Origin of the sequence: Oerskovia sp. Root22 (assembly GCF_001429135.1) — a bacterium.
Lineage (GTDB): Bacteria > Actinomycetota > Actinomycetes > Actinomycetales > Cellulomonadaceae > Oerskovia > Oerskovia enterophila.
The window spans coordinates 556416-581420 of the sequence record NZ_LMIL01000007.1 but is presented as its reverse complement, the minus strand read 5'-3'; the positions used below and the strand labels follow the sequence as shown (position 1 = coordinate 581420).

The window sequence follows — 25005 nt, the reverse complement described above, 5'->3', positions numbered from 1 at the left end:
CGGGTGCTGCCGTCGTGGGCAACGTCCGCGGGGGTGCGGTTGTTCCCACTCGTGGGAAGGGACCCCGTGGTGCGAGTGTCCGACGCGGGGAGCGTCGGCGCGCGGCCGTGCCGCCGTCAGCGTCGCTCGGCGAGGTCGGTGACCTCCTCGAACGGGGCCGCCAGGCCGAGCGCGGCGTCTCCGCCCGTGGCCCCGGCCTCGATCACGACCGCGACGACGTCCGTGGTCGCCCAGGTCTGATGGACCTCGCCCCGCTCCCAGACGACCGCTTCGCCGCTCCGCAGGGCGAGCCTCACCTGCTCGGCGCCGGTGCCCGAGGACACGACGGCCTGGCCCGCGACGAGCGCGAAGACCTGCGGCGCCGTGGCGGGATGCTCACCCAACGTCCCACCCGCACCGAGGCGGGCGACGTTCACGTGCGTCCGCTCGGAGTGCTCGACGAACGGGAGGAGTGTCATGTCGACGCCCGAGCTGCCGAACCTGTCGATCGTGTGCTGGGGAAGGCGGAAGATGCGCATCGGTCGATTGTGGCAGCGCAGGCACGGCTCACCCCGGTCGCTCGTTCCCCGCCGCGCCCGACGACGACCCCACCCTGTGGAGAGTGGCGTCCGGTGTGGGCGGCGGCTGAGAGAATCGACGTGATGCCGAACGAGTCAGCGGACCAGATCCTCGAAGCCCTCGACCCCGACCAGCGTGATGTCGCCCTCGCGCTGCACGGGCCCGTCTGCGTGCTCGCGGGTGCGGGCACGGGAAAGACGCGAGCCATCACGCACCGCATCGCCTACGGCGTGCGGACGGGCGTGTACACGCCCACGAGCGTGCTCGCCGTGACGTTCACGGCGCGTGCCGCGGGCGAGATGCGCACGCGTCTGCGCGAGCTCGGGGCCACCGGCGTCCAGGCCCGGACGTTCCACGCTGCCGCGCTGCGCCAGCTCAGCTACTTCTGGCCCAAGGTCGTGGGCGGTGCCCCACCCCGCATCCTCGAGTACAAGGCGGCCGTGGTCGGCGAGTCCGCCCGCAGGCTGGGCCTCGGCGTGGACCGGATCGCGGTCCGCGACCTGTCGTCGGAGGTCGAGTGGGCCAAGGTCTCGCTCGTCACGGCGGACGACTACGTGAAGGCGTGCGCCGCGATCGACCGCCCGGCGCCCGCGGGGTACGACCACCAGACCGTGGCTCGTCTCATCGCCTCGTACGAGGAGGTCAAGACCGAGCGCTCGGTCATCGACTTCGAGGACGTCCTGCTCATGCTCGGAGACATGCTCTCGTCGCAGGGCGCCATGGCGGACGAGGTCCGGCGCCAGTACCGCCACTTCGTGGTCGACGAGTACCAGGACGTCTCCCCGCTCCAGCAGTTCGTCCTCGACCAGTGGCTCGGGGGACGCAAGGAGCTGTGCGTCGTGGGCGACCCGTCGCAGACCATCTACTCGTTCACGGGCGCCACGCCCCACCACCTCCTCACCTTCCCCACCAGGTACCCGGGGGCCCAGGTCGTCAAGCTCGTCCGGGACTACCGGTCCACGCCCCAGGTCGTGACGCTCGCGAACCAGCTCCTGGCGCGCGCGGGGCGCCGCGGGGGAGCGCACCAGGCCCTCGAGCTCATCGCCCAGCGGCCGTCGGGCCCACCCGTCGCGTACGTGGCCTACGACGACGACGAGGCCGAGGCCAAGGGCGTCGCCGCGCAGATCGGGCGTCTCCTGGCAGCGGGGACGCGCGCGAGCGAGATCGCGATCCTCTACCGCACCAACGCCCAGTCGGAAGGGTTCGAGCAGGCGCTCGCGGACGCGGGCATCGCGTACCTGGTCCGTGGGGGCGAGCGCTTCTTCCAGCGCAAGGAGGTACGTGACGCGATCGTGCTGCTGCGCGGCGCCGCCCGTTCTGCGGACCCGGCGGTCCCCATGCCGGAGACGGTCCGTGACGTGCTCATGTCGGCCGGGTGGGCCTCCGAGCCGCCGTCCGCGCGAGGGGCTGCCCGCGAGCGCTGGGAGTCCATGCAGGCCCTGGTGGCCCTGGCCGACGACGTCGCGCGCGTCGCTCCCGAGGACGCGCCCCCCACGGTGGCGTCGTTCGTCGCGGAGCTCGACGAGCGTGCCTCGGCCCAGCACGCCCCCACGGTCGAGGGCGTCACGCTCGCCTCGCTGCACGCGGCCAAGGGGCTCGAGTGGGACGCGGTGTTCCTCGCCGGCATGAGCGAGGGGCTCATGCCCATCTCGCTCGCGGAGACGGACGAGGCCGTGGCCGAGGAACGACGCCTGCTCTACGTGGGCATCACACGTGCCCGCGAGCACCTGCAGGTCTCGTTCGGCCGGTCCCGCAACCCTGGTGGGCGGGCCACACGACGACGCACGCGGTTCCTCGACGGTCTGTGGCCCGACGACGAGCAGTCCCGCGCACCTCGACGGAGCCGCGCCAACCAGAACAAGGTGCAGCTCACGGGCGAGTACGACCGCGCGCTGTTCGAGCAGCTGCGCGAGTGGCGGCTGTCGGTCGCGCAGGAGACGGACAAGCCGGCGTTCACGATCCTCGTGGACACCACGCTCGCGGCGATCGCCGAGACCCGACCCTCCTCGGTGCCGGACCTCGCGAAGATCAACGGGATCGGCCCGGCCAAGATCGAGAAGTACGGCGAGACCCTGCTGGACATCGTGGCGCGATCCGGGTCCTGACCTGGGGTCGGGCGGCCCCCGCGGAGCCACCCGGAAAACTCGTCGAGAAGAATCTCATTAAATAAGTTGTGCCCCCTTCCGAGGGCGGCATATGGTTCAGGAGTCCTTGTAGGAGAGGCGCGCGCCGAGAGGCGAGCGCTCGACGGAGATTGGAGGTGGGTGAGCATGGTGAACCAGATCCTGACGACGAACCCGACACATGTGTCGGCCGATCCGACCAACCGCGCACGACGCGGCGGATCCCTCGTCATCCGCCCCGCGCCCGACTCCGCACTGAGGACGTCGCCGGTCTAGTCACCGGCAGCACCCTTCTCAGGCCGCGGAGTCCACCTGGACCCGCGGCCTTCGTGTTTCTCCGAATGCGATCGTCTTCCCGGTCAGCCGTCCACCATCCCGGACGTGACGACCATCTGCGGGTCCTGTGACAAAGAAGTTCACACGCAAACAGGACATCACTGGAGGACATCGTGCGGCTCACCGCGCTGCTCGACAACATCACTACCCAGGGCGGATCCGGCCCCTGGACTCCCCATCAGCCCCTCTCCACCCCCCTCGGTTCGTCCGACGCGGCCGAGTTCGACCGGCTCCTCGCCGGCCTTCTGCCGTGCCGGACGAACGACCCCGAGCTCTGGTTCGCCGAGCAGTCGACCCAGGTCGAGCAGGCCAAGGCCCTGTGCCAGTCGTGCCCGCTCGTCGCGGGCTGCCTGGCCGGCGCCCTCGAGCGCCAGGAGCCGTGGGGCGTCTGGGGCGGCGAGGTCTTCGTCGACGGGGCCGTCGTCGCCCGCAAGCGTGGGCGTGGACGGCCGAGCAAGGCCGAGGTCCTCGCCCGTCAGGCCGAGGAGGCGGCTGCCCGCGAGGCAGCCGAGTCCGTCTCGGCGTCATCGGCGGCCTGACATGGCCGCCGCACCCGTCAGGCTCGAGCACCCGCACCGCGGGTGGTTCACCACCTCGCGCAGCCTCGGCACCGCATCGGGAACAGCGATCTCGATGCAGGCCGTGGCTGCGCGGGGCGTCAGCCCGTCGAGGTGCACGAGCACCTGGCTCGCGGCGATCGCCGAGCCGACTGCTGCCAGCGTGGTCTCCTCGACGTCGAGGACCTCGCGCTGAGGATCCCGGAGCTGGTCCGCGAGCTGCGGCCACTGCGGGTCGAGGTCGGCACGATGCCCCTCGACGCACCGGACGCACGGCGTCCGCCCCGGTCGGACGAACGGTCCGACCACCACATCGGCCTCTCGTACCACGACCGGTAGGTGCGGGGTCCCGTCGCCCGTGAGCCGCCCGTACCTGTCGGGGCGCAGCACGCGACGCTCGACCACCACGACCACGTCCGGCCGCCGCCCGTGGGGCGAGACCCACCGCGCGGCGTCGACCGCCCGGGCCTGCACCTGCGGCGCAAGGTCCGTGAGGAGCCGCGCGGCGGCCTCGCGGCGCGGCAGCCCTACGTCCCGCGGACGGTAGCCGCCGAGCCCGACGTCGGTTGCCTGGACCGGTGCGACGTCGTCGAGCAGGAGGGTTCCCACTCCTGCCGTGGCGAGGACGACCGCCGTCCCGACCCCCAACCTCCCCAGGCCCTCGATCGCGACGCTCGTGCTCGCCCGTCGGGACAGCGTCGCGTGCCCCGCCGCGTCGGGACGCAGGAGCGAGAGCGTCGCCGCGTCGGCCGCGCCGCGCGCGGGGGCGGCCACGTCCTCGCGCACGTCGTCCGCCCGCCCGACGACGAGGAGCGCCTCGCGCAGGTGGCGCAGGATCACGCGCTGCCGCTCGAGCGGTATGGCGCGGACCTCGGCCGGGGCGTGCAGGAGCGGGCGGGCCGAGCGGCCGTGGTCGAGGAGCCAGGTCTCCTCGTCCTCGCTCAGGCCGCTCAGGAGCACGCTCCACCGGTCGTCGGTGCCGTACTGCAGCTCACCCGGGCCGCGGCGCAGCACGATCGTCCCCGGCCGCAGCCGGACGGGGAACAGGGGTGCGTCGACCATGGGCGTCTCCTCGGCTGAGGGCTCCCGGGGATGCTCCGTCGGGGCCTGCGTCGTCCACACTGCCAGCGACAGGCAGCTCGTGGAGGTTGTCCACAACCGCTGGGCGGAGGTCGTCACACCCGCGGCTCGCAGCCAACGCTTGACCGTTTCTCGACGGTTTCTCGCACACGTGTCGCAGAATCGTCGGCGTGGTCTATGGCATATGTCACGATGAACCACTACGGTCTGTGCCGTGGCCTACGAAGCCGAGCGAGGTACCCAGGGTGGTGCCGAGACGTACGTCGAGGTGCGCCGGAGCCGTCGTCGCAAGAGCACGGTCAGCGCCTACCGCGACGGGGAACGCACCATCGTGTCGATCCCCGCGCGGTTCACGCGAGCCCAGGAACGCGAGTGGGTGCAGCGGATGCTGGACCGGCTCGCGGACAAGGAACGACGGCGCAGGCCGTCCGACGCCGAGCTCGTCGCGCGCGCCACGGAGCTCTCGGCCAAGTACCTCGACGGGCGGGCGCACCCCACGAGCGTGCGCTGGTCCAGCAACCAGGGCAGACGCTGGGGCTCGTGCACGCTGATCGACGGCAGCATCCGGATCTCCACGCGTGTCCAGGGCATGCCCGAGTGGGTCCTGGACTACGTGCTGCTGCACGAGCTCGCGCACCTGCTGCACGCGGGCCACGGCCCCGGGTTCTGGGCGCTGCTCGAGTCCTACCCCCGGACGGAGCGCGCCAAGGGCTTCCTCGAGGGGGTCTCGTTCACGCGCGACGGCGGCACCCCCGAGTCGCCCGACGAGGACAAGGTGGCCCCGCCGCACGTCGAGATCGAGGCGCACCCCCCGCTCCCGCAGGACGACGCCGCACCGGAGCCCACCCCGCGCGCGACGCCCGACCGGCACGCCGTGCCGGCCGGACGAGGCGCGCAGGCCCCCGCGAGGGAGTCCGCGCGCTAGGTGCGCGGGGAGCCGTCGGGCTCGGCCTCGGTGCCGCCCGTCGAGCCGTCGGCCTCGTTGAAGATGTCCGCGAGGGCCTTGTCGAGGTCGGTCTGCTCGGCCTGGACCTCGGCACGCCGGGACTGGTAGCCGGACGGGTCGTCGAGGTCGAGCGGGCTGGGCAGCAGGTCCGGGTGGTCCCACACCGCGTCGCGGGCGTCGGCGCCGCCCTGGACCGCGATGAGCGCCCACAGGGTCGCGGCGTCGCGCGACCGACGGGGCCGCAGCTCGAGCCCCACGAGCGTCGAGAAGATCTGCTCGGCCGGGCCGCCCGCGGCCCGCCGACGGCGCAGCATCTCGCGCAGCGGCACGGCGTGAGGCAGGTGGGGGAGCGCAGCCTGTGCGCTGACCTCGTCGACCCAGCCCTCGACCAGCGCCAGGGCCGTCTCGAGGCGCAGCAGCGTGGCCTCCTGCTCGGGGGTGTTCTGGAGCCCGAACACCCCGCCCGACAGCGCGCTCTGGAGAGCGCTCGTGTCGGTCACGTCGATGTCGGAGAGCTGGGACTCGAGCGCGTCGAGGTCGATCGTGATCCCCCGTGCGTAGGCCTCGACCAGCCCGAGCAGGTGCCCGCGGAGCCAGCTCACGTGCGTGAAGAGGCGTGCGTGCGCGGCCTCGCGCAGCGCGAGGAAGAGGCGGACCTCCTCGAGGGGGGCGTCGAGCCCCTCGGCGAAAGCCGCGACGTTCGTGGGGAGCAGGGCGGTGGCGGGCTCGGGGAGCAGCGGCAGCCCGATGTCCGTCACACCGAAGACCTCGCGCGACATGGTCCCCGTCGCCTGTCCGATCTGCATGCCGAAGACCGCGGAACCGAGCCGGCGCATCATCTGCGCGGGGTCGAAGTCCGCACCGAGCGCGCCCGCAGGCAGCCCGGGGATGCCGAACGAGAGCGCGTCCGGCCCGTCGCCGCCACCCGGGAGCTGGTCGCGCAGGACCGTGGACAGCGCGTCGGCGACCGAGGACGCGACCGGGGCAGCGAGCGCGTTCCATGCGGGGAGCGTCTTCTCGACCCACTCCGACCGGCTCCACGCGTACCGCTTGCCCCCCGCGGGAGGGAGGTCCGTCACGGCGTCGAGCCACAGCTCGGCGACCGACAGGGCCTCGGTCGCCGACCGCACCTGGGCCGGCGTGAGCGAGGGATCGCCCTCCGCGACGGCCACCTGGCGGGCGATGTCGTGCGCGACGTCGGTGTTGACCGGGCCGTTGCCCGAGCTCGCGAGGAGCCGCTGCACCTGGGCGAGCACGTGCTTCATCGCGGCAGGGTCGTTGCTCAGGCCGCTGCCGGCGGCGAGCGCCGCCGGGTCGAGGCCGCGTGCGCGCAGCTCGCGCAGGGCTTCGTCGGCGTCCGCGCCGAACATGGAACGCAGGAGCTCTTCCCACTGCGCGTCGGGCTGGTCGCCCGCGCCGGAGGTGAACTCGTCGGGCGGTTGGCTGCTCATCGGGGTCTCCTCGGGATAGCGTCAGGAATCACCGTAACCACAATCTGTGACCAGCAAGGGGGCGCGAGGCATGTCGGAGGGCTCGGTTCGCTCACGGCGCAGCGCGTCGGAGGCCGGGACGCCCGGCGCGTCGAGCGCGCCCGGGGACGACGACGGCCGGGCGAGCGGCGCCGTCGGGCAGGGGGACGAACCGGCGACGGACGCCGGGTCGGACGGCCAGGACGAGCGGCCGGGCGCCGACGACGCGACCGTGGTCGTGGGCGAGGGGCGCGTCGCGGCACTCGTACGGGAGGCCCTCGGCGGGCGCGGCCCCGAGCGGGCGCCGGCCGAGTCCAACGATCTGGCCGCGCCGTGGGTCGAGGGCGCGCGGACCGTGGTCGTGGTCGCCCCCGCGGGAGAGTTCGGGATCAGGGCGCTCAAGGGCGAGACCCGCCGCGCGTTCCTCGTCGAGCAAGCGCGTCGCGTCGCCCGGGCGGCCGCTGCGCACGGCGTGCGCCAGGTCGTGGCCGTCACGTCCGCGATGGTGCACGGCGCGAGCGCCGACCGGCCCGTCGTCGAGGACGCCGAGCCCGTCTCGCCCGACGCCGCGGGCTTCGTCGCGGACCTCGTCGCGTTCGAGGAGGCGCTGGCCGACGAGCTGGACCTCGTCGACGAGCCCGTGCTGCTCGCGGTCCTGCGTCCCGCGGTCGTCGTCGGACCCGAGGTCGACACCATCCTCACGCGTCACTTCGAGGCCCCTCGCCTGCTCGTGGTCAAGGGCAGCGAACGCCCCTGGCAGCTCGTGCACACCGACGACCTCGCCGCGGCGGTCCGCCTCGTCGCCGCCGAGGGACGGTCCGGGGCGTTCACGGTCGGGGCGCTCGACGAGCACGGCGAGCCCGACGTCGTCACGCCCGCCGAGCTGGTCGAGCGCACGGGGCTCGCGACCGTGAGCCTGCCCGCGGCGACCGCGTTCGGTGCGGCCGAACGTCTGCACCGCGTGGGCGTGCTTCCGTCGCCCGCGAGCGACATGGCGTTCGTGGTGCACCCGTGGACCGTCTCCGCGCACGGACTGCACGAGGCCGGCTGGGCTCCTGCGTGGTCGAGCGCCGAGTGCGTCGACGTCCTCATGGACGGCGTCCGGGGCCGGATCGCGGTGGGTGGCCGCCGCGTGGGGGGCCGGGACGCCGCGGCGCTAGGGGCCGCGGGAGCGGCGGTCGCGCTCCTGGGGACGGCCGCGATCTGGCGGCAGGCCCGACGGCGGTGAGCCGCCTCGGGCGGTGACCTCGCCCCGGGTGCGGCTCGAGTCGGGTGCCCCGCGCGAGGTGAGGGGGGCTCGCGGCGTGCGCGACGTCGTCGGGCGCTGGCAGGAACCTCCCGGCCTGCCGCCAGCGAACCTTCAGGATTCTCGGGGATGATAGCGACGTGACAGAACCGCTCGCCCCCCGAGACCCGCACGAGCCCGCGCCCGGTCCCGACCCGTTCGGACCGCCGCCCGAGGACGACTACACGCCTCCTCCCGTGACGCGCCGCTCGCTCACGCTCGGGATCTCGTTGCTGGCCACGACCCTGCTGGTCGCGGGCCTCGCGGTCATGCCCGCGCCCTACGTGGTGCGCTCGCCCGGTCCCACGCAGGACACGCTCGGCGAGCAGAACGACCGCGAGCTCATCCAGATCGAGGGCGCCGAGACGTTCGACTCCACGGGCGAGCTGTTGCTGACCACCGTGTCGGTCGCCGGCGGTCCCGGGTACCCCGCGAACCTCTTCCAGGTGATCGAGGGCTGGGCCCAGCGTTCGCGGTCCGTGCGCCCCGTCGAGGAGACGTTCCCGCGCAACGTGACCCAGGAGCAGACGGCCGAGGAGAGCCAGGCCGAGATGCTGTCGTCGCAGGAGACCGCGACCGTGGCCGCGCTCACCGAGCTCGGCTACGAGGTGCCCGCGACCCTCACGATCCAGGGTGCGGCGAAGGACACGGGCGCGGCCGGCGTCGTCGAGGAGGGGGACGTCATCACGTCGGCCAACGGCAAGGACGTCGTGACCTACCAGGACCTCATCGACGAGCTCGCGACCGTGACCCCGGGCGAGGACGTGGTGCTGGGTGTCGACCGTGGCGGCGAGGCCGTCGACCTCACGATCACGACCCAGGAGGCCGACGGCAAGGCGATCCTCGGAGTCTTCATCGACCCCGACTTCGAGCTGCCGATCGACGTGAAGATCCAGATCGACGACATCGGTGGCCCCTCGGCGGGCACCATGTTCGCGCTCGGGATCATCGACCAGCTCACGCCCGAGGACGAGGCCGACGGCAACGTCATCGCGGGCACCGGGACCATGAGCGTCGAGGGGAACGTCGGGCCCATCGGCGGGATCCAGCAGAAGCTGTACGGCGCCGAGCGCGACGGCGCGACCTGGTTCCTGGCCCCCGAGTCGAACTGCGACGAGGTCGTCGGGAACGTGCCCGAGGGGCTGAACGTCGTCAAGATCGCGACCCTCGAGGACGCGCGCGACGCGATGGTCGCGATCGGCGCGGGCGAGGGCGAGAGCCTGCCGACGTGCACCTCGTGACCGCGGCGCACTGACGGCCGCACCGAACGGCTGCGGAATCGACGGCGGGGCCGGACGACCATGGTCGTCCGGCCCCGCCGTCCTTGTCCGTGCTCCGTGCGGGGGTGGCGCGCAGCAGCTCGACGAGCCAGGCGGCTACTCGAACGTGGCGCGCAGCGCCTCGATGAGCCCGGGGACCAGGTCCGGCCCGAACGCCACGTCGTTCCCGTCGTCGTTGGCCCGGGTGCGCACCGCGCACCACGGGGTGCCGTCGCGCAGCACGCCGACCGCGAGGCGCACGTCCTGGCGGTCCGGGTGCGAGGACAGGTAGGCGAGCGCGGCCGCGGGGTCGGTCGGCAGGCCCTCCTCGGCCGAGGGCGGCAGGATGACGCGCTCGGCGACGATCGCCGCGCCGTCGACCGTCGACGGCCACGACAGCGTGCCGAGCAGCTCCTCGAGCGTCTCGGCGTCCGGCAGGCCCTCCTGCTCGACCGAGACCAGGTGGTCGGGGATGCCCCGCGCCGCGGTCACGACCTCGGGCGGGAGCTGGTCGGCCAGGCCCGGGTTGGCGGCGATCGCATCGGCCGTGCGCACGAGCGCGAACACGCGCGGGGGAGAGTCCCAGCCGTCGGCCGCGACGTGCGCCTCGACGTCGCGCACGGCGTCGGCGAGCGCGAGCTGGGCGAGGGGGACGATCGGCGCGGGGGCGTCGTCGGGCACGCCCGTGGGGACGGGTGCGGTGGGGTCGGCGGGCTGGTCGGGGGCCGGGGAGGTCGTGTCGGGCATGGCACCAGCATGTCAGGCCCGACGACGTCGGCGCAGTCGGCGGGTCCGGTCCCGGGTCCTGTGGGAACCTGGAACCGCTGCGGGCCGTTGACGGAATGGACGGCCTGTGGCCGGACCCTGTCAGGGCTGTGGACCACCTGTGGATGCGGGCGGTCGACGCGATCGACGGGGACCGGTGCAGACGCCCGACGACCTGACGCTCGACCGAACGCAAAGAGGTAAGCCCACCGTGTCATTCGCCGCAGCGCCACGACGCCCCGCAGGGCGCGAGGCCGGCTCCAAACGACGACGTAGCCCGCTCGGCATTGCCGTCGCAGTCGTGGCCGCCCTCGTCCTCCTGCTGTTCCTGCTCGCCCAGTTCTGGACCGAGGTCCTCTGGTTCACCCAGCTCGGCTTCCAGGACGTCCTGTGGACCGAGTGGGGGACCCGTGCGGCGCTGTTCGTCGGCGGCTTCCTGGTGATGGGAGGGCTCGTCTTCCTGTCCCTGTCGCTCGCCTACCGGTCACGCCCCATCTACGCGCCCTCGACGCCCGAGCAGGCGACGCTCGACCAGTACCGCGAGGCCGTCGAGCCGCTGCGCAAGGTCGTGACCGTCGCGGGGCCCGCCATCATCGGGTTCTTCGCCGGAGCGGCGGCGTCCTCGCAGTGGAGCACGGTCCTGCTGGCGATGAACTCGGTGCCCTTCGGCACCGACGACCCGCAGTACGGGATGGACATCTCGTTCTTCGTGTTCACGCTGCCCGTGCTGCGGTTCGTGGTCGGGTTCCTCATGGCCGCGGTCATCATCGCGGGCATCGGGGCGCTCGCGACGCACTACCTGTACGGCGGGCTGCGGATCGGCGCGGGGGCCGGCAACGGGCCCCGCACCACCAAGGCCGCGCGCGTGCAGCTCTCCGTGACGGCTGCGGTCCTCATGCTCCTCATCGGTGCGAACTACTGGCTCGACCGCTACTCGCTGCTGACCTCGACGGGTGACAAGTTCGACGGCGCCTCGTACGCCGACGTCAACGCCGTGATCCCCTCGAAGGCGATCCTGACCGGTGTCGCGATCCTCGTGGCGCTGCTGTTCGTGCTCACGGCGATCCGTGGGAACTGGCGCCTGCCCGCGATCGGGGTCGGCCTCATGGTGGTCTCCGCGATCGCGATCGGCGGCATCTATCCGGCCGTCGTCCAGCGCTTCCAGGTCGCGCCGAACGCCCAGGAGTTCGAGGCCGAGTACATCCAGCGCAACATCGACGCGACCAAGACCGCGTTCGGGCTCGACGACGTCGAGGCAGCGAACTACGACGCGAAGACCCAGGCCGAGGCGGGCGCCCTGCGCGCGGACGCCGACACGACCGCGTCGATCCGACTGCTCGACCCGCAGATCGTCAGCCCGACGTTCCGCCAGCTCCAGCAGAACAAGCAGTACTACAACTTCCAGGAGACCCTCTCGGTCGACCGGTACATGATCGACGGCGAGAGCCGTGACACCGTGATCGCGGTCCGCGAGCTCAACCTCGCCGGTCTGGGTGCGAGCCAGCGCAACTGGGTCAACGACCACACCGTGTACACGCACGGCTACGGCGTCGTCGCGGCGTACGGCAACCAGATCGGCCCGGGCGGGCAGCCGGCCTTCTACGAGGGGGACATCCCCTCGGTGGGGTCGCTGCCCGAGTACGAGCCGCGCATCTACTTCAGCCCGGACTCGACCCAGTACTCGATCGTCGGAGCCCCCGAGGGCACCCAGCCCTGGGAGTTCGACTACCCGGACGACGAGGCCGGTGGCCAGGTCAACAACACGTTCGGCGCCGAGGACGGTGCCGTGGCGGGCCCCAGCGTGGGCTCGTTCGGCACCAAGCTGCTCTACGCCCTCAAGTTCGGCTCCGAGCAGATCCTGTTCTCCGACCGTGTCACGACCGACTCGCAGATCGTGTACGACCGGTCGCCGCGCGACCGCGTCGCCAAGGTCGCCCCGTATCTGACGCTCGACGGCAAGGTCTACCCGGCCGTCGTCGACGGGCGCGTGAAGTGGATCGTCGACGGCTACACCACGACGAACAGCTACCCGTACTCGGCGTCGCAGCCCCTCGACGAGGCGACGCAGGACACCCTGACGGTCAACTCGCAGTCGGTCGCGGCCCTCGCGCCGCAGCAGGTCAACTACATCCGCAACTCGGTCAAGGCCACCGTCGACGCGTACGACGGCTCCGTGGACCTGTACGCGTGGGACACCGAGGACCCCGTCCTCAAGGCGTGGAACAACGTGTTCCCGACCTCGCTCCAGCCGATCTCCGAGATCAGCGGCGACCTCATGAGCCACCTGCGCTACCCCGAGGACATGTTCAAGGTCCAGCGCTCGCTGCTCACGAGCTACCACGTCGACGACGCACGCGAGTTCTTCTCGGGCCAGGACTTCTGGAACGTGCCGCGAGACCCCACGGTGCGCGGGGCCGGCACCAAGCCGTTCCAGCCGCCGTACTACCTGACGCTCCAGATGCCCGGTCAGGAGGCGCCGGCGTTCTCGCTCATGACGACGTTCATCCCGGGCGGCAACTCCGACCGAGAGATCCTCACGGGCTTCCTCGCGGTCGACGCCGAGGCCGGGAGCACGGCCGGCGTGAAGTCGGAGAGCTACGGGAAGCTCAGGCTGCTCGAGCTGCCGCGCAACGCCACGGTCCCCGGACCGGGCCAGGTGCAGAACACGTTCGACTCGGACCCCACGGTCTCCAACGAGCTGAACATCCTCAGCCGCGGCAACTCGACGGTCATCCACGGCAACCTGCTCACGCTTCCCGTGGGCGGCGGGCTGCTCTACGTGCAGCCCGTGTACGTCCAGGCGTCCGAAGGCACCAAGTTCCCGCTGCTGCGCAAGGTGCTGGTCAACTTCGGTGACCAGGTCGGGTTCGCGGACACGCTCGACGAAGCCCTCAACCAGGTCTTCGGGGGCGAGTCCGGTGCGGACGCGGGTGATGCCGGGGGCGAGGTCCTGCCGGAGATCCCGACGGACGGGGAGACCACCCCGCCGGCCGAGGGCACCGATCCCGGCACGGGCACCACGCCGGACACCGGCACCGAGAACCCCGAGGCGCGCGCCCAGCTCGACCAGGCGCTCCAGGCCGCCAGCCAGGCGATCAAGGACGGTCAGGCCGCCCTCGCCGAGGGTGACTTCGCGGCGTACGGCGAGTCGCAGGAACGCCTGCAGACCGCGCTCGAGTCGGCGATCGCCGCAGAGCAGCAGCTGGGGGACACCGCGACACCGTGACACGACGCCCCGCACGGGGTGCCCGAGCGGCGGCCACCCGTCGAGGTGAGCTGCACGACGACGGAGCGTCGCTCCTGATCCGAGAGGGTCGGGGGCGGCGCTCCGTCGTGTCTGGGGGAGCCGCCTCCCCGGTCGAGGGTGACAGGCTCGGACGTTGAGGGTGACCGACACGCGCGACCAGACGGCACGGTTTGTCATTTCTGGTACGGCAGGCAAGCATTGGGCCTCATGACCAGTGCAACCGTTTGCAGCAACGCTTACATCGTCGAGGGGGCGCTCGGCGCACTGCCGACGGTCGCGCTCATCCATCCGAGCGGCGCGGAGCTCGTCATCGCCCTCCGCGGCGCGACCGCGCTGGCCTGGCGCGCGCCGTGGGGCGAGCGCGAAGTGCGCGACCTCCTCGACGGGTACGAGGCTGAGTCCGAGCTGCTCGCGCAGGAGGCGACGCGCTCCGGGCTCATGTTCCCGTTCGCCAACCGTATCGCCGCGGGGACCTACACGTTCGACGGCGCCACGCACCACGTCCCGCCCGCGCCGGGCGAGGTGGGCACCCTGCACGGCTTCGTCCGGCTCCAGGACTGGGACGTCGTCCCCGACGCCGACGTCGACGGTCCCGCCAACGGTGCGGTCTCGGTGACGCTCGCGACGTGCGTCCGGTCGACCGACGTCGCAGGCTATCCGTTCGACCTCGAGACGAGGATCCGCTTCGAGCTGACCGAGCGGGCCCTCGACGTGACCTGGTCCTACCGCAACGTAGGGCAGGTCGCGGCGCCGGTCACGGCTGGTTGGCACCCGTACTTCCGCATCCCGGGCCACGCCACGATCGACGCCCTGGAGCTGCACGTGCCGGCGCGGGCGACCGTCGCGACGGATGCGCGCCTCATCCCGCTCGACGGCGAGGCGGCCCGGGAGGTGCGTGACGTCGTCGGGCCGCTGGGGCTCGCCGGGACCGCGCTCGACACCGCGTTCACCGACCTGGTGCCCGACACGGACGGCCGGGTCCGCACGCGTGTTCTCGATCCGGCGACCGGCGCGGGGGTCGAGGTGTGGCAGGAGCGCGGCAACATGCACGTCTACACGGGCGACGGGCTGGGCGCCCGGGCGCGGACGTCGATCGCGCTCGAACCCGTCGAGAGCCTGACGAACGCCTTCAACCGCCCCGACTGCTCGCAGCAGGTCCGGCTCGAGCCGGGGGAGGGGCGCGAGTTCCGCTTCGGGACCCGGGTGATCGCGCCGCGCGAGGGGTGAACGGGAGGCCGGGGTGCCCGATTTGGCGCCTCGGCCCATCTCCCGTAAGTCGCTGGGCTCATAACCCAGAGGTCGCAGGTTCAAATCCTGCCCCCGCTACAAAGGAAGGCCCGGTTCAGCAGAAATGCTGCACCGGGCCTTCGTCATGTGTGGGGTATGACGCGCCCGTGAGGCGCTCTTCTCTCTGGTCGGCTCGGCGACGTGCTTCACCCTGATCGGCTCGGCGAGGCTCCTGCGGAGTCCTTGCGTCGCGCTGCGTGCCCGGATCAGTTGTCAGAACTGGGCCGGGCTCGACCCCGGGCCGGCTCTGACAACTGATCGGGCTGGTCGCGGTGCGGCTCACGAACGGGTGCGCGCCGCCGTGGCCTCGCTGCCCGGCCCGTTGCCGGATGGTGGCCCAGTGGCCGTTCGTCGTCCGCCTGTCAGGGGTCACATCGTCCGAGGTGTGACGTGGCCGACAGGGAATCAGGTAGGAGTGCAGGCCGAAGGTCGCGTCGCTGGGCTCATAACCCAGAGGTCGCAGGTTCAAATCCTGCCCCCGCTACAAAGGAAGGCCCGGTTCAGCAGAAATGCTGCACCGGGCCTTCGTCATTTCCCGGGTTGCACGGTCCTGGATGGCGGCGTGTGCCCCGGATGAGTTGTCAGAGCTGGCCCGGGCTCTAGCCCGGGCCAGCTCTGACAACCGATCGCGACACGTCAGTCGGCGAGCGTGAAACCCGTGGTCCACTGGGTCGCACCCGAGCCCGCGAGCGTCATCTGGACGAAGCCGAGGGCCTCGAGCTCACGAGCGCGCTTGAGCGAGCCGGCGTCGACGCCCTTGAGCCCACCTGCACGGACCAGCTCGACGAGCGTGCTCTTGGCGTCGTTGTCGTCGCCCGCGACGAGGACCGTGGCGGTCTGGTCGGCCACCTGCCCGCTCGCGAGGGTCGAGGCGAAGTTGGTGTTGAACGCCTTGAGGACCTTGGCGGTCGGGGCGAGCGCGGCGATCTCTGCGGCGGCCGAGGAGTCGGCGGGCACGACGAGCGAGTCGAACGTGGCGAAGTCGACGGGGTTGGTCGGGTCGACGAGGACCTTGCCGTCGAGGCGGCCGGCGTACTGCGCGAGGACCTCGGGCACGGCGGGGTAGGGGAGCGCGAGGACCACGAGGTCGCCCGTGATCTCGTCACCCACGACGCCCGAGGTGAACGAGTCGCCCGAGCCGAGTGCCGCGGCCTTCTCGGCGTCGCGCGCCAGGACCTGGACCTGTGCGCCGGCGTCGAGGCCGATGCGCGCCACGCCTGCTGCGATGTTCCCTGCGCCGATGATCGTGATGCTGGTCATGAAGTCCTCCGGGGCTGCGACGTCGGCCCGAGCCGGCGTGATTGGTTGTCGATACAACTAACGTAGACCTGCTTAGTTGTCGTGTCAACCATCTTCGGTAGACTGGGTCCATGACCGACGACGTGCAATGGCTCTCCCCCCGCGAGCTGCGGACCTGGATGCGCCTCCAGGCCGTCTCCGAGCTCCTCCCGGGCGTGCTCGACGCCCAGCTCCAGCGCGACGCGCACCTGACCCACTTCGAGTACCTCGTGCTCGCGATGCTCTCCGAGGCCCAGGACCGCACGCTGCGCATGACGGACCTCGCGCTCAAGACCAACGCGACCCTTCCGCGCTTGTCGCACGTCGTGAAGCGGCTCGAGGGGCGCGGCTACGTGGAGCGCACGCCCTGCCCCGAGGACCGCCGGGCCACGCTCGCGGTCCTGACCGACGCAGGGTGGGCCAAGGTCGTCGCGACCGCACCCGGCCATGTCGGCACGGTGCGCGAGCACATCATCGACCGCCTCACCCCGGAGCAGGTCGAGCAGCTCGACGGGATCGCCCGGGCGATCCTCGAGTCCCTCGACACCGAGGGGCGGCTCGACGCGCTCCACCTCCCGGAGGACTGACGCGCGGTGTGATGCGCCCCACCGTCTCACCGGACGTCCCGCCTATGTCTCACCGCGTGGGACCGGCGTAGAGTCGACCTCCGGCGAGTCCCGGCAGCACGCGTCACCCGCGGCGGCCCGGTACCGCCTCGTCACCCTCCTGACCCCGGAAGGTCCTCATGCGCCGCCTGAACGCCGTGCTGCCCGTCGCAGCCGTCTCGACCGCCCTGCTCCTCGCGGGCTGCTCGTCCGACTCGTCGACCGACGCCGGTCCGTCCGGCGCAGCGACCCCCACGTGCGAGCCGGGCGCCCTGCCCACGCACACCGACGGCAAGCTGACCGTCGCCGCGGGCGAGGCCTACTCGCCCTGGTACATCGGTGAGCACGACAGCGGCGAGGGCTTCGAGTCCGCGCTCGTCTACGAGGTCGCCGACCGGCTCGGGTACGCCGAGGACGACGTCGAGTGGGAGCTCGTGACGTTCGAGCAGATCGTCAGCCCCAGCATCAAGGAGTTCGACTTCGCGGCCTGGCAGACGTCCATCTCGGACGAGCGCCGCAAGGCCGTCGACTTCTCGAGCCCCTACCTCACGACGCGTCAGGGCGTGATCGTGCAGGAGGCCGGCCCGTACGCCTCGGCCACGACGCTCGACGAGCTCAAGGACCTGCGCATCGGCGTCACGGCCGCCCAGACGAGCCTCACGCTCGCCAAGGCTGCGTTCGGCGACGACGCGAACCTCGTCCCGTTCAACGGTGCGGGTGACGGCATGACGGCGCTGCAGTCGGGCACGATCGACGTCATGATCATGGACGTCGACCAGGGCGTCGCGGCCTCGACCGAGTACTTCCCCGACTCCGTGGTCGTCGGCACGCTGCCGGACCAGGGCACGGTCGAGCAGTACGGCCTGGTCCTCGACCTCAACTCGACGCTCACCGAGTGCGTCTCTGCCGCGGTCGACGCGCTCGAGGCCGACGGCACGCTCGCCGAGCTGCGCACGACCTGGCTCAAGTCGGACGACATCCCCGAGCTGGGCTGAGATGAGCGAGGGCGCGTCGGGCGCCGCGCCACAGGACGGCCCCGTGCCCGACGACGGCGCTCGCCCCGCGAGCGCGGGCTGGACCCCGTCGCCCCTCGCCCGGGCGAGGGAGTCCTACCGGCGTGCGCGCCGCCGTCGGGCCGCGTGGGTGTCCGTCCTCTCGACCGTGGTCGTCGTCGCGGTCCTGTACGTCGTGGTGACCACGGCCCCCGGGTGGGAGCGCACGCGCGACGCGTTCTTCTCCCCGCAGAGCGCCTGGGACTCGCTCCCCGCGATCGCCGAGGGACTGTGGCTCAACCTGCGGGTGTGGGTCGTGGCGTCGGTCGTCGGGATGGTGCTCGGCATGACGCTCGCCGTGATCCGCACGAGCCGCATCCCGGCCCTGTTCCCGCTGCGCGCGTTCGCGGTCGCGTACGTCGACGTGTTCCGCGGCGTGCCGCTGCTGCTGGTCCTGCTGCTCGTCGGGTTCGGCCTGCCGGCGCTTCGGCTCGAGTGGCTGCCGACGTCGGGGGCGTTCCTCGGTGCGCTCGCGATCATCCTCACGTACACCGCGTACCTGGCCGAGGTGTTCCGGGCCGGGATCGAGTCGGTGCACCCGTCGCAGGTCTCGGCCGCGCGCTCGCTCGGCCTCACGCGCGCCCAGACGACCCGCAGGGTCGTCCTGCCGCAGGCCGTGCGGCACGTGACCGCCCCGCTCGCGAGCAACCTCGTCTCGCTCCAGAAGGACTCGGGGCTCATCTCGATCCTGGGTGCCGTGGACGCGATCCGGGCCGCGCAGATCGCGGCCTCGGGCAGCTACAACTTCACGCCCTACGTCGTGGCGGGCGTCCTGTTCCTGCTGGTCTCGATCCCGCTCACGCGTGTGGTCGACGTCTACTCGGCGCGCCAGGGCTGGCGCGGGTCGCTCGCGACCGTGAGCGGTGCGGGGGCCATCCGATGAGCCACCTGCTGTCCCTGCGCGGGATCCGCAAGACGTACGGCGAGCGCCTGGTGCTCGACGGGATCGACCTCGACGTCGACGAGCACCGCTGCGTCGTGCTCGTCGGGGCGTCGGGCTCGGGCAAGTCGACGCTGCTGCGCGTCGTGAACCTCCTGGAGGAGATCGACGACGGCGAGATCCTGCTCGACGGGCAGGACGTGGCGGACCCACGCCTCGACGCGAACGCCGTCCGGGCGCGCATGGGCCTGGTCTTCCAGTCGTACAACCTGTTCCCGCACATGAAGGTCATGGACAACGTGACCCTCGCCCCGCGCCTCGTGCACAAGCGGGGCCGCGCGGAGGCCGAGGCGGCGGCCGAGGCCATGCTGCGTCGGGTCGGCCTCGCGCACCGCATGACGGCCTACCCCGACCAGCTCAGCGGGGGAGAGCAGCAGCGGGCCGCGATCGCGCGGGCGCTCGTGTCCTCGCCCGAGCTCCTGCTGCTCGACGAGGTCACCTCGGCGCTCGATCCCGAGCTCGTCGGCGAGGTCCTCGACCTGCTCGCGGACCTGCGTGCCGAGGGCGTGACGATGCTCGTCGCGACCCACGAGATGGGCTTCGCGCGCGAGGTCGCCGACGAGGTCTGCTTCCTGCACCAGGGGCGCGTGCACGAGCGCGGCACGCCCGAGCAGGTCCTTGGCGACCCGCAGCGCGAGCGGACGCGGGAGTTCCTGCGCCGGCTGCGCTGAGGGCGTCGCAGCGGCCCTGCGGGGTTCGTGGCTTCCGCCGGGCGGTGCGCGCTCTTTCGTGCGCGGCCCGCGGCGCGCATGATGGAAGCAGGTTCCTCAGCGAGGAGGCACGACATGTTGGCAGCGGTGGGAGACAGGATCATCCGGGCCTCGGGGGTGGTGGGCGGCGCCGTGCGTGACGGCATGGTCGTCGAGGTCCAGCACGAGGACGGTTCGCCGCCCTTCCTGGTCGAGTGGGCCGACACGGGCGAACGGACCCTGGTCTACCCGGGGCCGGACACCCTGGTCCGCGCCCCGGTGGAGGGGGCCGTCGCGCACGAGGTCACGGTCCCGGTGCACTCGAAGTCATGGCACGTCCAGGTCAGCCTCGTGGAGAGCGAGGGGCGCACGACGGCGGAGGCCATCCTGGTCGGGGACGTCCCGTCCGAGCTCCACGCCGTGGGCAGGGCTCGCAAGGACCCCGGGGACTCCGAGATCGAGGCGATCGGCGACCACGTCGCCGCGGCGCGTGCGCTGCGCGCGCTCGCCGACCGGCTGCTCGGCCTCGCGGAGTCGGAGATCGAGGGCTCCACGGGAGTGCCCGCGCACGTGCACCACTGAGTGGAGGCGCGGCAGGCCCGGGACCCGGTGACGACTGACCCCACGTCGGTCGGCGGTCGTACGCCGTGAGCAGCGCCTGGCATGACGGGAGGGCGGCGCGATGAACAGCAGCGCCGGCGCCGGCCCGCGCTTCGTCGCCACGGGCGTCGCCTCGCTCCTGACCACGATCCTCGGGGTGTGGCAGTAGTGGCAGACGCGTCCGTCACAGCGGTCCGCGCCGTCGTGCACGGTCACGTGCAGGGCGTCGGCTTCCGCTGGGCCACCGCACGCCGGGCGGCCGAGCTGGGCCTCGCGTGCGAGGCCCAGAACCTGCCCGACGGGACCGTGCTCGTCACGGCCCGTGGAGCGGTGTCCGCGGTCGACGCCCTGGTCGCCTGGTTGCGCAGCGACCGGACGCCGGGCCGGGTGACGGGCGTCGACGTGCGGCCGGTGTGATGCTGGGGCACATGACCTCCGCACCGGGCAGCCCTGCCACGCCGCGAGCCACCGACCTCGTCCCGCCCGACGCCCACGTGTTCGGGAACCCCGACGCCCCCGTGACGATCGTCGAGTTCGGCGACTTCGAGTGCCCCTACTGCCACGACGCGGCGCCCGCGCTGCGATCGGTCGTCGAGGAGTCCGGCGGGCAGGTGCGCTTGGTCTTCCGCCACTTCCCGCTCTTCGAGGTGCACCCGTACGCGCTCACTGCGGCGCTCGCGGCCGAGGCGGCCGGGGAGCAGGGCCGGTTCTGGGACATGCACGACCTCCTGTTCGCGCACCAGGACCGGCTCGACGACACGGCCCTCGCGCACTGGGCGCAGAAGCTCGGGCTCGACGGTGCGAGCGTGGTCGGCGACGCGGCGCAGCGGCACGGCGACGTCGTCGAGCGTGACTACCTGGCCGGGGCCGCGCTCGGGGTGCGCGGGACGCCCACGGTGTACGTCGACGGCGAGAGGTACCGCGGGCGCGTGACCGAGGACGGCCTGCGTGCCGCGGTCGCCGCCGCACTGGCCGCCGCAGGTCAGGGCGCCTGAGGGGTCCCGTCCTCCGGAGCAGGCAGTGACGGCGCCCCCGCGGCGTCGGGGGCAGCAGGCTCGTCCCGGTCCTGGGGCTCACGGGGAGGTGCCGGGTCGTCCGGCCCGGTCCCACCGGCGGCCGGTTCGCCCACGGGGCGGGTCGGGATCAGCCGCGCGAAGAAGAGCGCGAGCAGGGCCACGACCGCGAGGACCGCGAGGCTCGCCCGGAGCCCTGTGATGCGCGCGGCCTCGTTCTCGGCCGTGATCGCGGCGACCTCGTCGTCGGGCAGGCCAGCGGCCGTGAGCGCCTCCTCGACCTGGGCGTCGGAGATGAAGGGGACCCCGCCCGCGAGCTCGACCTGGGCCGTCGCGGCGACCTCGGCGCGGACCGCCGGGTTGTCCGCGACCCCCTGGAGGAACGTGGCCGTGAGGCCCGCGATGAGCACCGACCCGGCGAGCGCGGTGCCGAGCGAGGCCCCCAGGTTCGTCAGGGTGTTCTGCAGCCCGCCGACGTCGCCGCTCTGCTCATCGGGCACGGCCGAGACCGTCACGGCCCCGAGCTGCGAGGCCAGCGCCCCCACGCCGAGCCCGGCGAGGGCCAGGGGAACCGTGACCACCTCGGCGCCGGCCCCCACCTCGAGCCCTGCCAGCAGGCTCACGATCCCCGCGAGCAGCGAGGCGACGCCCCAGCGGACGACCGTGCGCGGCGAGGCGCGCGGGAAGAAGCGCGGGATCCCGACCGCGGCGATCAGGAGCGTCACGGACAGCGGCAGCAGGCGGATGCCCGTGTCGAGCGCGGACATCCCCAGTGCGACCGACAGGTACAGGGGGACCGTGAAGAACAGCCCGGCCTGGAGCAGGAACTGGAAGAAGAACATCGTCAGGCCGCCGTTGAGCTGCGCGTTGCGCAGCATGTCGGGCCGCACGAGCGGCTCCTTGCCCGCCGCGACGACGCGGTGCTCCCACGCGAAGAACAGCCGCACGACCAGCAGCCCCGCGAGGATCAGCCAGATGGTCGGGGACAGCCCGATCCACGAGGGTCCGCCTGGTCGCGTCTGGACCCAGCCCCACTCGCCCGAGCGCAGCACGCCGAACACCGCGACGCCCAGGCCGATCGCCGAGAGCGCCGCGCCGACCAGGTCGAGCCGGAACCTCGGGCCGAGCGGGGCGTCGGCGATCTTGCGCGTGAGCAGCAGGATCACGGCCACGATCACGACCTCGCCCGCGAACACGTAGCGCCACGTCCAGTACGTCGTGACGAGCCCGCCGATGAGCGGGCCGGCCGCCACGGCGATGGCGCCCGCCGAGGCCACGAGACCGTAGGCGCGCGGTCGGTCGGGGGCGGCGAAGTTCGAGGCGACGAGCGCCACGATCGCGGGCATGATGAGCGCCGCGCCGATCCCCTCCAGGAAGGACCAGCCGAAGATCAGGACGCCGAGGTTCGGTGCCAGGGCGGTCGTGAAGGACCCGCACGCGTAGATCACGCAGCCGATCACGAAGGCCCGACGGCGTCCGATCAGCCCGCCGATCTTGCCACCAGGGATCATGAGCGTGGCCATGACGAGCGTGTAGAGCGTGATCGCGGTCTGGATGCCGGTCACGGTGGTACCCACGTCGTGCGCGACCTGGGCGATCGACACGTTCATGACCGAGCTGTCGAGCGTCATGACGAACTGGCCCGAGGCGAGCGTCAGCAGGACGATGCCCGTGGCGCGCTCAGCGGTGCGTGGCACGGTCTGCTCTGGTGCTGCGCGAGCCCATGGTCGCCCCTGTCGTCTGCGTCGCGGCAGCGGGCCGCCGACGACCCGCTGAGAGTCTCAGTGTGTCGCCCGGGGGGCGGACGGGCCACCGCACGAGGGGGGCCGGTGGCAAGGAGGTCTACGCGTCGGCGTCCTGCGTGGCCTCGGGCGCCCGCCACGGTCTCGGGGGCAGCCCGGGCGGCGGTCCGGGGGACTCGGGCGAGCACAGCGGCAGCCGCTCGCCCAGGATGCGCAGCGTCACGGAGCCCGCGACCGCGGCGACCAGCGAGCCCGCGAGGATCCCGATCTTGGCCTGCTCGACCAGCGCCTCGTCGTCGAACGCGAGCTCGGCGATGAACAGCGAGATGGTGAACCCGATCCCGGCGAGCATCGCACCGCCCAGCAGGTGCGAGTAGCGCACGCGCCCGGGCAGGTCGCCCAGGCCGAGACGCAGCGCGAGGGCCGAGGCGCCGAAGATCCCGACGGCGTTGCCCACCACGAGCGCGACCGCGACGCCGATCGTCAGCCGGGACGTCATCGCGGCCGACAACGACTCGGCGTCGAGCTGCACGCCCGCGTTGGCCAGACCGAACACGGGGACCACGACGTACGCGCTCCACGGGTGCAGGACGCGCTGGAGCCGGTCGCTCGCGGGGACCGCTGCGCGCGCGGCGAGCTCGGTCAGGTGCTCGCGCTCCGCGGTCGTCTCCTCGCGCAGCCGCTGGGCGTACCCCGGGACGTCGTCGACCTGGTCGCGTCGCGACCGGCGCGACGGGATGAGCAGCCCGACGAGCACGCCCGCGAGCGTCGCGTGGACGCCCGAGGAGTACACCGCGAGCCACAGGGCCACGCCCACGCCCACGTAGGGCGCGAGGCGCCAGACACCGAGCCAGCGCATCACGAGGAGCGCGACCACGAGCACTCCCGCGATGCCCAGCCCGGGCAGCCACACGCCGTCGTTGTAGAAGACGGCCATCACCGTGATGGCCCCGATGTCGTCGACGACCGCGAGCGTCAGCAGGAACAGCCGGAGCCGGTCGGGGCAGCGCGGGCCGAACAGTGCGAGGACCCCCACGAGGAACGCGGTGTCGGTCGACATGACCACGCCCCAGCCGTGCTGCGCGTCGGTGCCCGCGTTGAACGCCAGGTAGATCAGCGCGGGCACCAGGAGGCCGCCCAGCGCGCCGAGCGCGGGGACCGCGACCGTCCGGCGGTTGCGGAGCTCGCCGCTCGTGACCTCGCGGTTGATCTCGAGGCCGATCACCAGGAAGAAGATCGCCATCGCGGCGTCGTTGACCCAGTGGTGCAGGTCCATGTCGAGCGACCAGTCGCCGAGGTGCATGCCGGCCGTGGTGGACCACAGGTCCTCGTACGCGGCCGACCACGGCGAGTTCGCCCACACGAGCGCGATCACGGTCGCCGCGAGGAGGAGCACCGCGCCGCCCGCCTCGGTCGCCAGGAACTGCCGGACGGCCGGGGCGACGGGACGCACGGGGAAGCGCAGGGGCGGTCCTGGGCGCTGGTCGAGCGTGGGGAGGAGCGGGCGCCCGCCGGGCTGGGTCGGCGGGACCGGGGGAGTGGACGTCACCGCTCCAAGGTCGCAGCGCGCGGCGCCGGGCGCAACGGGTGTCCGGAACCGTGCGGGCCGCCTGCGCGAGGCGTCCGTGCCTCGCGTCCCTCGCTGCTAGCGTCAACCGATGGATACCTCTGACACGCACGCCGCGCACCTCGAGAGAGCCGTTGCCGTCGCCGTCGCGAACGTCGCCGCCGACGGGGGGCCGTTCGGAGCGTTGCTCGTGACCTCGGACGGACAGGTCTTCGAGGGCGCCAACCGCGTGACCTCGACCAACGACCCGACTGCTCATGCGGAGGTCGTCGCGATCCGAGCGGCCTGCGCCGCCCTGGGGACGTTCGACCTTCGAGGGTCGGTGCTCTACGCGAGCTGCGAGCCGTGCCCCATGTGCCTGGCGGCAGGCCTCTGGGCACGGGTCGACGCGATCTGGTTCGCGGCCGACCGAGGAGACGCGGCACGCGCAGGGTTCGACGACGCCGCGTTCTACGAGTTCTTCGCGGAGGCTCCTGAGGACCGTTCGCCGCCCGTCCGGCGGCAGCGCACCGCATCGTCGGGCGAGCCGTTCGACGCCTGGCGCGCGCTCGACTCTCACACCGGCTACTGAGCCCGCTGGGCGTTCGTGCTCGCGGCAGCCCGGTCG

At 72.5% G+C, this 25005-nt stretch carries 22 protein-coding genes; 15 read left to right on the top strand and 7 right to left on the bottom strand.

Annotation, left to right across the window (positions count from 1 at the left end; all coding sequences use genetic code 11):
• Positions 1-116 precede the first annotated feature (116 nt).
• Positions 117-518: a hypothetical protein gene (locus ASE15_RS20300; protein WP_056762481.1), complete on the bottom strand. Its 402-nt coding sequence runs from the start codon at positions 516-518 to the stop codon at positions 117-119.
• 123 nt (positions 519-641) lie between these two features.
• Here ASE15_RS20300 and ASE15_RS07540 point away from each other — a divergent pair, with 123 nt between their 5' ends.
• Both ASE15_RS07540 and ASE15_RS07535 read left to right on the top strand, forming a co-directional pair.
• A complete protein-coding gene (locus tag ASE15_RS07540) occupies positions 642-2663 on the top strand; it encodes an ATP-dependent DNA helicase UvrD2 (RefSeq protein ID WP_056647763.1) in 2022 nt (673 codons plus the stop codon).
• Positions 2664-3130: 467 nt separating this feature from the next.
• Positions 3131-3556 carry a WhiB family transcriptional regulator gene (locus tag ASE15_RS07535; RefSeq protein ID WP_056647765.1) on the top strand — a complete coding sequence of 142 codons (426 nt, stop codon included), beginning with the start codon at positions 3131-3133 and terminating at the stop codon, positions 3554-3556.
• Here ASE15_RS07535 and ASE15_RS07530 read toward each other — a convergent pair.
• On the bottom strand, positions 3542-4636 hold the full coding sequence (locus tag ASE15_RS07530; protein WP_056762479.1) for a ThiF family adenylyltransferase: 1095 nt from the start codon (positions 4634-4636) through the stop codon (positions 3542-3544). The two genes, ASE15_RS07535 and ASE15_RS07530, sit on opposite strands and share 15 nt — an antisense overlap.
• A gap of 232 nt (positions 4637-4868) precedes the next feature.
• Here ASE15_RS07530 and ASE15_RS07525 point away from each other — a divergent pair, with 232 nt between their 5' ends.
• Positions 4869-5579 (top strand): SprT-like domain-containing protein, encoded by a 711-nt coding sequence (locus tag ASE15_RS07525; protein ID WP_082618272.1) that lies wholly within the window; start codon positions 4869-4871, stop codon positions 5577-5579.
• On the opposite strand, the gene ASE15_RS07520 is transcribed toward ASE15_RS07525, so the two are convergent.
• The gene (locus ASE15_RS07520) at positions 5576-7051 is read right to left on the bottom strand and encodes a zinc-dependent metalloprotease (RefSeq protein WP_056762476.1); all 1476 of its coding nucleotides are present in this window, start codon (positions 7049-7051) and stop codon (positions 5576-5578) included. The genes ASE15_RS07525 and ASE15_RS07520 overlap by 4 nt on opposite strands.
• A gap of 46 nt (positions 7052-7097) precedes the next feature.
• On the opposite strand from ASE15_RS07520, the gene ASE15_RS07515 reads away from it, so the two are divergent.
• Positions 7098-8297: a hypothetical protein gene (locus ASE15_RS07515; protein WP_082608631.1), complete on the top strand. Its 1200-nt coding sequence runs from the start codon at positions 7098-7100 to the stop codon at positions 8295-8297.
• A 158-nt stretch (positions 8298-8455) separates the two neighbouring features.
• Positions 8456-9595 (top strand): PDZ domain-containing protein, encoded by a 1140-nt coding sequence (locus ASE15_RS07510; protein WP_235534240.1) that lies wholly within the window; start codon positions 8456-8458, stop codon positions 9593-9595.
• 135 nt (positions 9596-9730) lie between these two features.
• On the opposite strand, the gene ASE15_RS07505 is transcribed toward ASE15_RS07510, so the two are convergent.
• The gene (locus tag ASE15_RS07505) at positions 9731-10360 is read right to left on the bottom strand and encodes a PPA1309 family protein (protein ID WP_082608632.1); all 630 of its coding nucleotides are present in this window, start codon (positions 10358-10360) and stop codon (positions 9731-9733) included.
• 229 nt (positions 10361-10589) lie between these two features.
• On the opposite strand from ASE15_RS07505, the gene ASE15_RS07500 reads away from it, so the two are divergent.
• Both ASE15_RS07500 and ASE15_RS07495 read left to right on the top strand, forming a co-directional pair.
• Positions 10590-13604 carry a UPF0182 family protein gene (locus ASE15_RS07500; RefSeq protein WP_056647772.1) on the top strand — a complete coding sequence of 1005 codons (3015 nt, stop codon included), beginning with the start codon at positions 10590-10592 and terminating at the stop codon, positions 13602-13604.
• Positions 13605-13832: 228 nt separating this feature from the next.
• A complete protein-coding gene (locus tag ASE15_RS07495) occupies positions 13833-14852 on the top strand; it encodes an aldose 1-epimerase (RefSeq protein ID WP_056647775.1) in 1020 nt (339 codons plus the stop codon).
• Positions 14853-15548: 696 nt separating this feature from the next.
• Here ASE15_RS07495 and ASE15_RS07485 read toward each other — a convergent pair.
• Positions 15549-16172 carry an NADPH-dependent F420 reductase gene (locus tag ASE15_RS07485; protein ID WP_056647779.1) on the bottom strand — a complete coding sequence of 208 codons (624 nt, stop codon included), beginning with the start codon at positions 16170-16172 and terminating at the stop codon, positions 15549-15551.
• 110 nt (positions 16173-16282) lie between these two features.
• Between ASE15_RS07485 and ASE15_RS07480 the strand changes: the two genes are divergently transcribed.
• From ASE15_RS07480 to ASE15_RS07450, 7 genes are all read left to right on the top strand, one after another.
• Positions 16283-16777, top strand: a complete 495-nt coding sequence (locus ASE15_RS07480; RefSeq protein ID WP_056647782.1) for a MarR family winged helix-turn-helix transcriptional regulator — start codon at positions 16283-16285, stop codon at positions 16775-16777.
• A gap of 158 nt (positions 16778-16935) precedes the next feature.
• The gene (locus tag ASE15_RS07475; protein WP_056647785.1) at positions 16936-17790 is read left to right on the top strand and encodes an ABC transporter substrate-binding protein; all 855 of its coding nucleotides are present in this window, start codon (positions 16936-16938) and stop codon (positions 17788-17790) included.
• Position 17791: 1 nt separating this feature from the next.
• Positions 17792-18730 carry an amino acid ABC transporter permease gene (locus ASE15_RS07470; protein WP_082608633.1) on the top strand — a complete coding sequence of 313 codons (939 nt, stop codon included), beginning with the start codon at positions 17792-17794 and terminating at the stop codon, positions 18728-18730.
• Positions 18727-19458 carry an amino acid ABC transporter ATP-binding protein gene (locus ASE15_RS07465; RefSeq protein ID WP_056647788.1) on the top strand — a complete coding sequence of 244 codons (732 nt, stop codon included), beginning with the start codon at positions 18727-18729 and terminating at the stop codon, positions 19456-19458. The genes ASE15_RS07470 and ASE15_RS07465 overlap by 4 nt, the downstream gene beginning before the upstream one ends.
• 114 nt (positions 19459-19572) lie before the next feature.
• On the top strand, positions 19573-20058 hold the full coding sequence (locus tag ASE15_RS07460) for a dsRBD fold-containing protein (protein WP_056647791.1): 486 nt from the start codon (positions 19573-19575) through the stop codon (positions 20056-20058).
• Between the two features lie 177 nt (positions 20059-20235).
• Positions 20236-20493, top strand: a complete 258-nt coding sequence (locus ASE15_RS07455) for an acylphosphatase (RefSeq protein ID WP_235534239.1) — start codon at positions 20236-20238, stop codon at positions 20491-20493.
• A gap of 11 nt (positions 20494-20504) precedes the next feature.
• A complete protein-coding gene (locus ASE15_RS07450) occupies positions 20505-21071 on the top strand; it encodes a thioredoxin domain-containing protein (protein WP_157257416.1) in 567 nt (188 codons plus the stop codon).
• Here the strand turns inward: ASE15_RS07450 and ASE15_RS07445 are convergent.
• Both ASE15_RS07445 and nhaA read right to left on the bottom strand, forming a co-directional pair.
• Positions 21059-22786, bottom strand: coding sequence for an MFS transporter (locus ASE15_RS07445; RefSeq protein ID WP_235534238.1), 1728 nt, complete (start codon positions 22784-22786; stop codon positions 21059-21061). The genes ASE15_RS07450 and ASE15_RS07445 overlap by 13 nt on opposite strands.
• A 145-nt stretch (positions 22787-22931) precedes the next feature.
• Entirely contained in the window at positions 22932-24380 is a 1449-nt protein-coding gene (gene nhaA / locus ASE15_RS07440; protein WP_082608636.1) for a Na+/H+ antiporter NhaA, read from the bottom strand.
• Positions 24381-24489: 109 nt separating this feature from the next.
• Here nhaA and ASE15_RS07435 point away from each other — a divergent pair, with 109 nt between their 5' ends.
• Complete coding sequence (locus ASE15_RS07435) at positions 24490-24969, top strand: nucleoside deaminase (protein WP_056647801.1); 480 nt, start codon at positions 24490-24492, stop codon at positions 24967-24969.
• The last annotated feature ends 36 nt before the right edge of the window (positions 24970-25005 follow it).

Coding starts and splice junctions, on each gene's coding strand:
- ASE15_RS20300 (WP_056762481.1), bottom strand. CDS start 518: ATGCGCATCTTCCGCCTTCCCCAGCACACGATCGACAGGTTCGGCAGC.
- ASE15_RS07540 (WP_056647763.1), top strand. CDS start 642: ATGCCGAACGAGTCAGCGGACCAGATCCTCGAAGCCCTCGACCCCGAC.
- ASE15_RS07530 (WP_056762479.1), bottom strand. CDS start 4,636: ATGGTCGACGCACCCCTGTTCCCCGTCCGGCTGCGGCCGGGGACGATC.
- ASE15_RS07520 (WP_056762476.1), bottom strand. CDS start 7,051: ATGAGCAGCCAACCGCCCGACGAGTTCACCTCCGGCGCGGGCGACCAG.
- ASE15_RS07505 (WP_082608632.1), bottom strand. CDS start 10,360: ATGCCCGACACGACCTCCCCGGCCCCCGACCAGCCCGCCGACCCCACC.
- ASE15_RS07495 (WP_056647775.1), top strand. CDS start 13,833: ATGACCAGTGCAACCGTTTGCAGCAACGCTTACATCGTCGAGGGGGCG.
- ASE15_RS07485 (WP_056647779.1), bottom strand. CDS start 16,172: ATGACCAGCATCACGATCATCGGCGCAGGGAACATCGCAGCAGGCGTG.
- ASE15_RS07480 (WP_056647782.1), top strand. CDS start 16,283: ATGACCGACGACGTGCAATGGCTCTCCCCCCGCGAGCTGCGGACCTGG.
- ASE15_RS07475 (WP_056647785.1), top strand. CDS start 16,936: ATGCGCCGCCTGAACGCCGTGCTGCCCGTCGCAGCCGTCTCGACCGCC.
- ASE15_RS07470 (WP_082608633.1), top strand. CDS start 17,792: ATGAGCGAGGGCGCGTCGGGCGCCGCGCCACAGGACGGCCCCGTGCCC.
- ASE15_RS07465 (WP_056647788.1), top strand. CDS start 18,727: ATGAGCCACCTGCTGTCCCTGCGCGGGATCCGCAAGACGTACGGCGAG.
- ASE15_RS07460 (WP_056647791.1), top strand. CDS start 19,573: ATGTTGGCAGCGGTGGGAGACAGGATCATCCGGGCCTCGGGGGTGGTG.
- ASE15_RS07450 (WP_157257416.1), top strand. CDS start 20,505: ATGACCTCCGCACCGGGCAGCCCTGCCACGCCGCGAGCCACCGACCTC.
- ASE15_RS07435 (WP_056647801.1), top strand. CDS start 24,490: ATGGATACCTCTGACACGCACGCCGCGCACCTCGAGAGAGCCGTTGCC.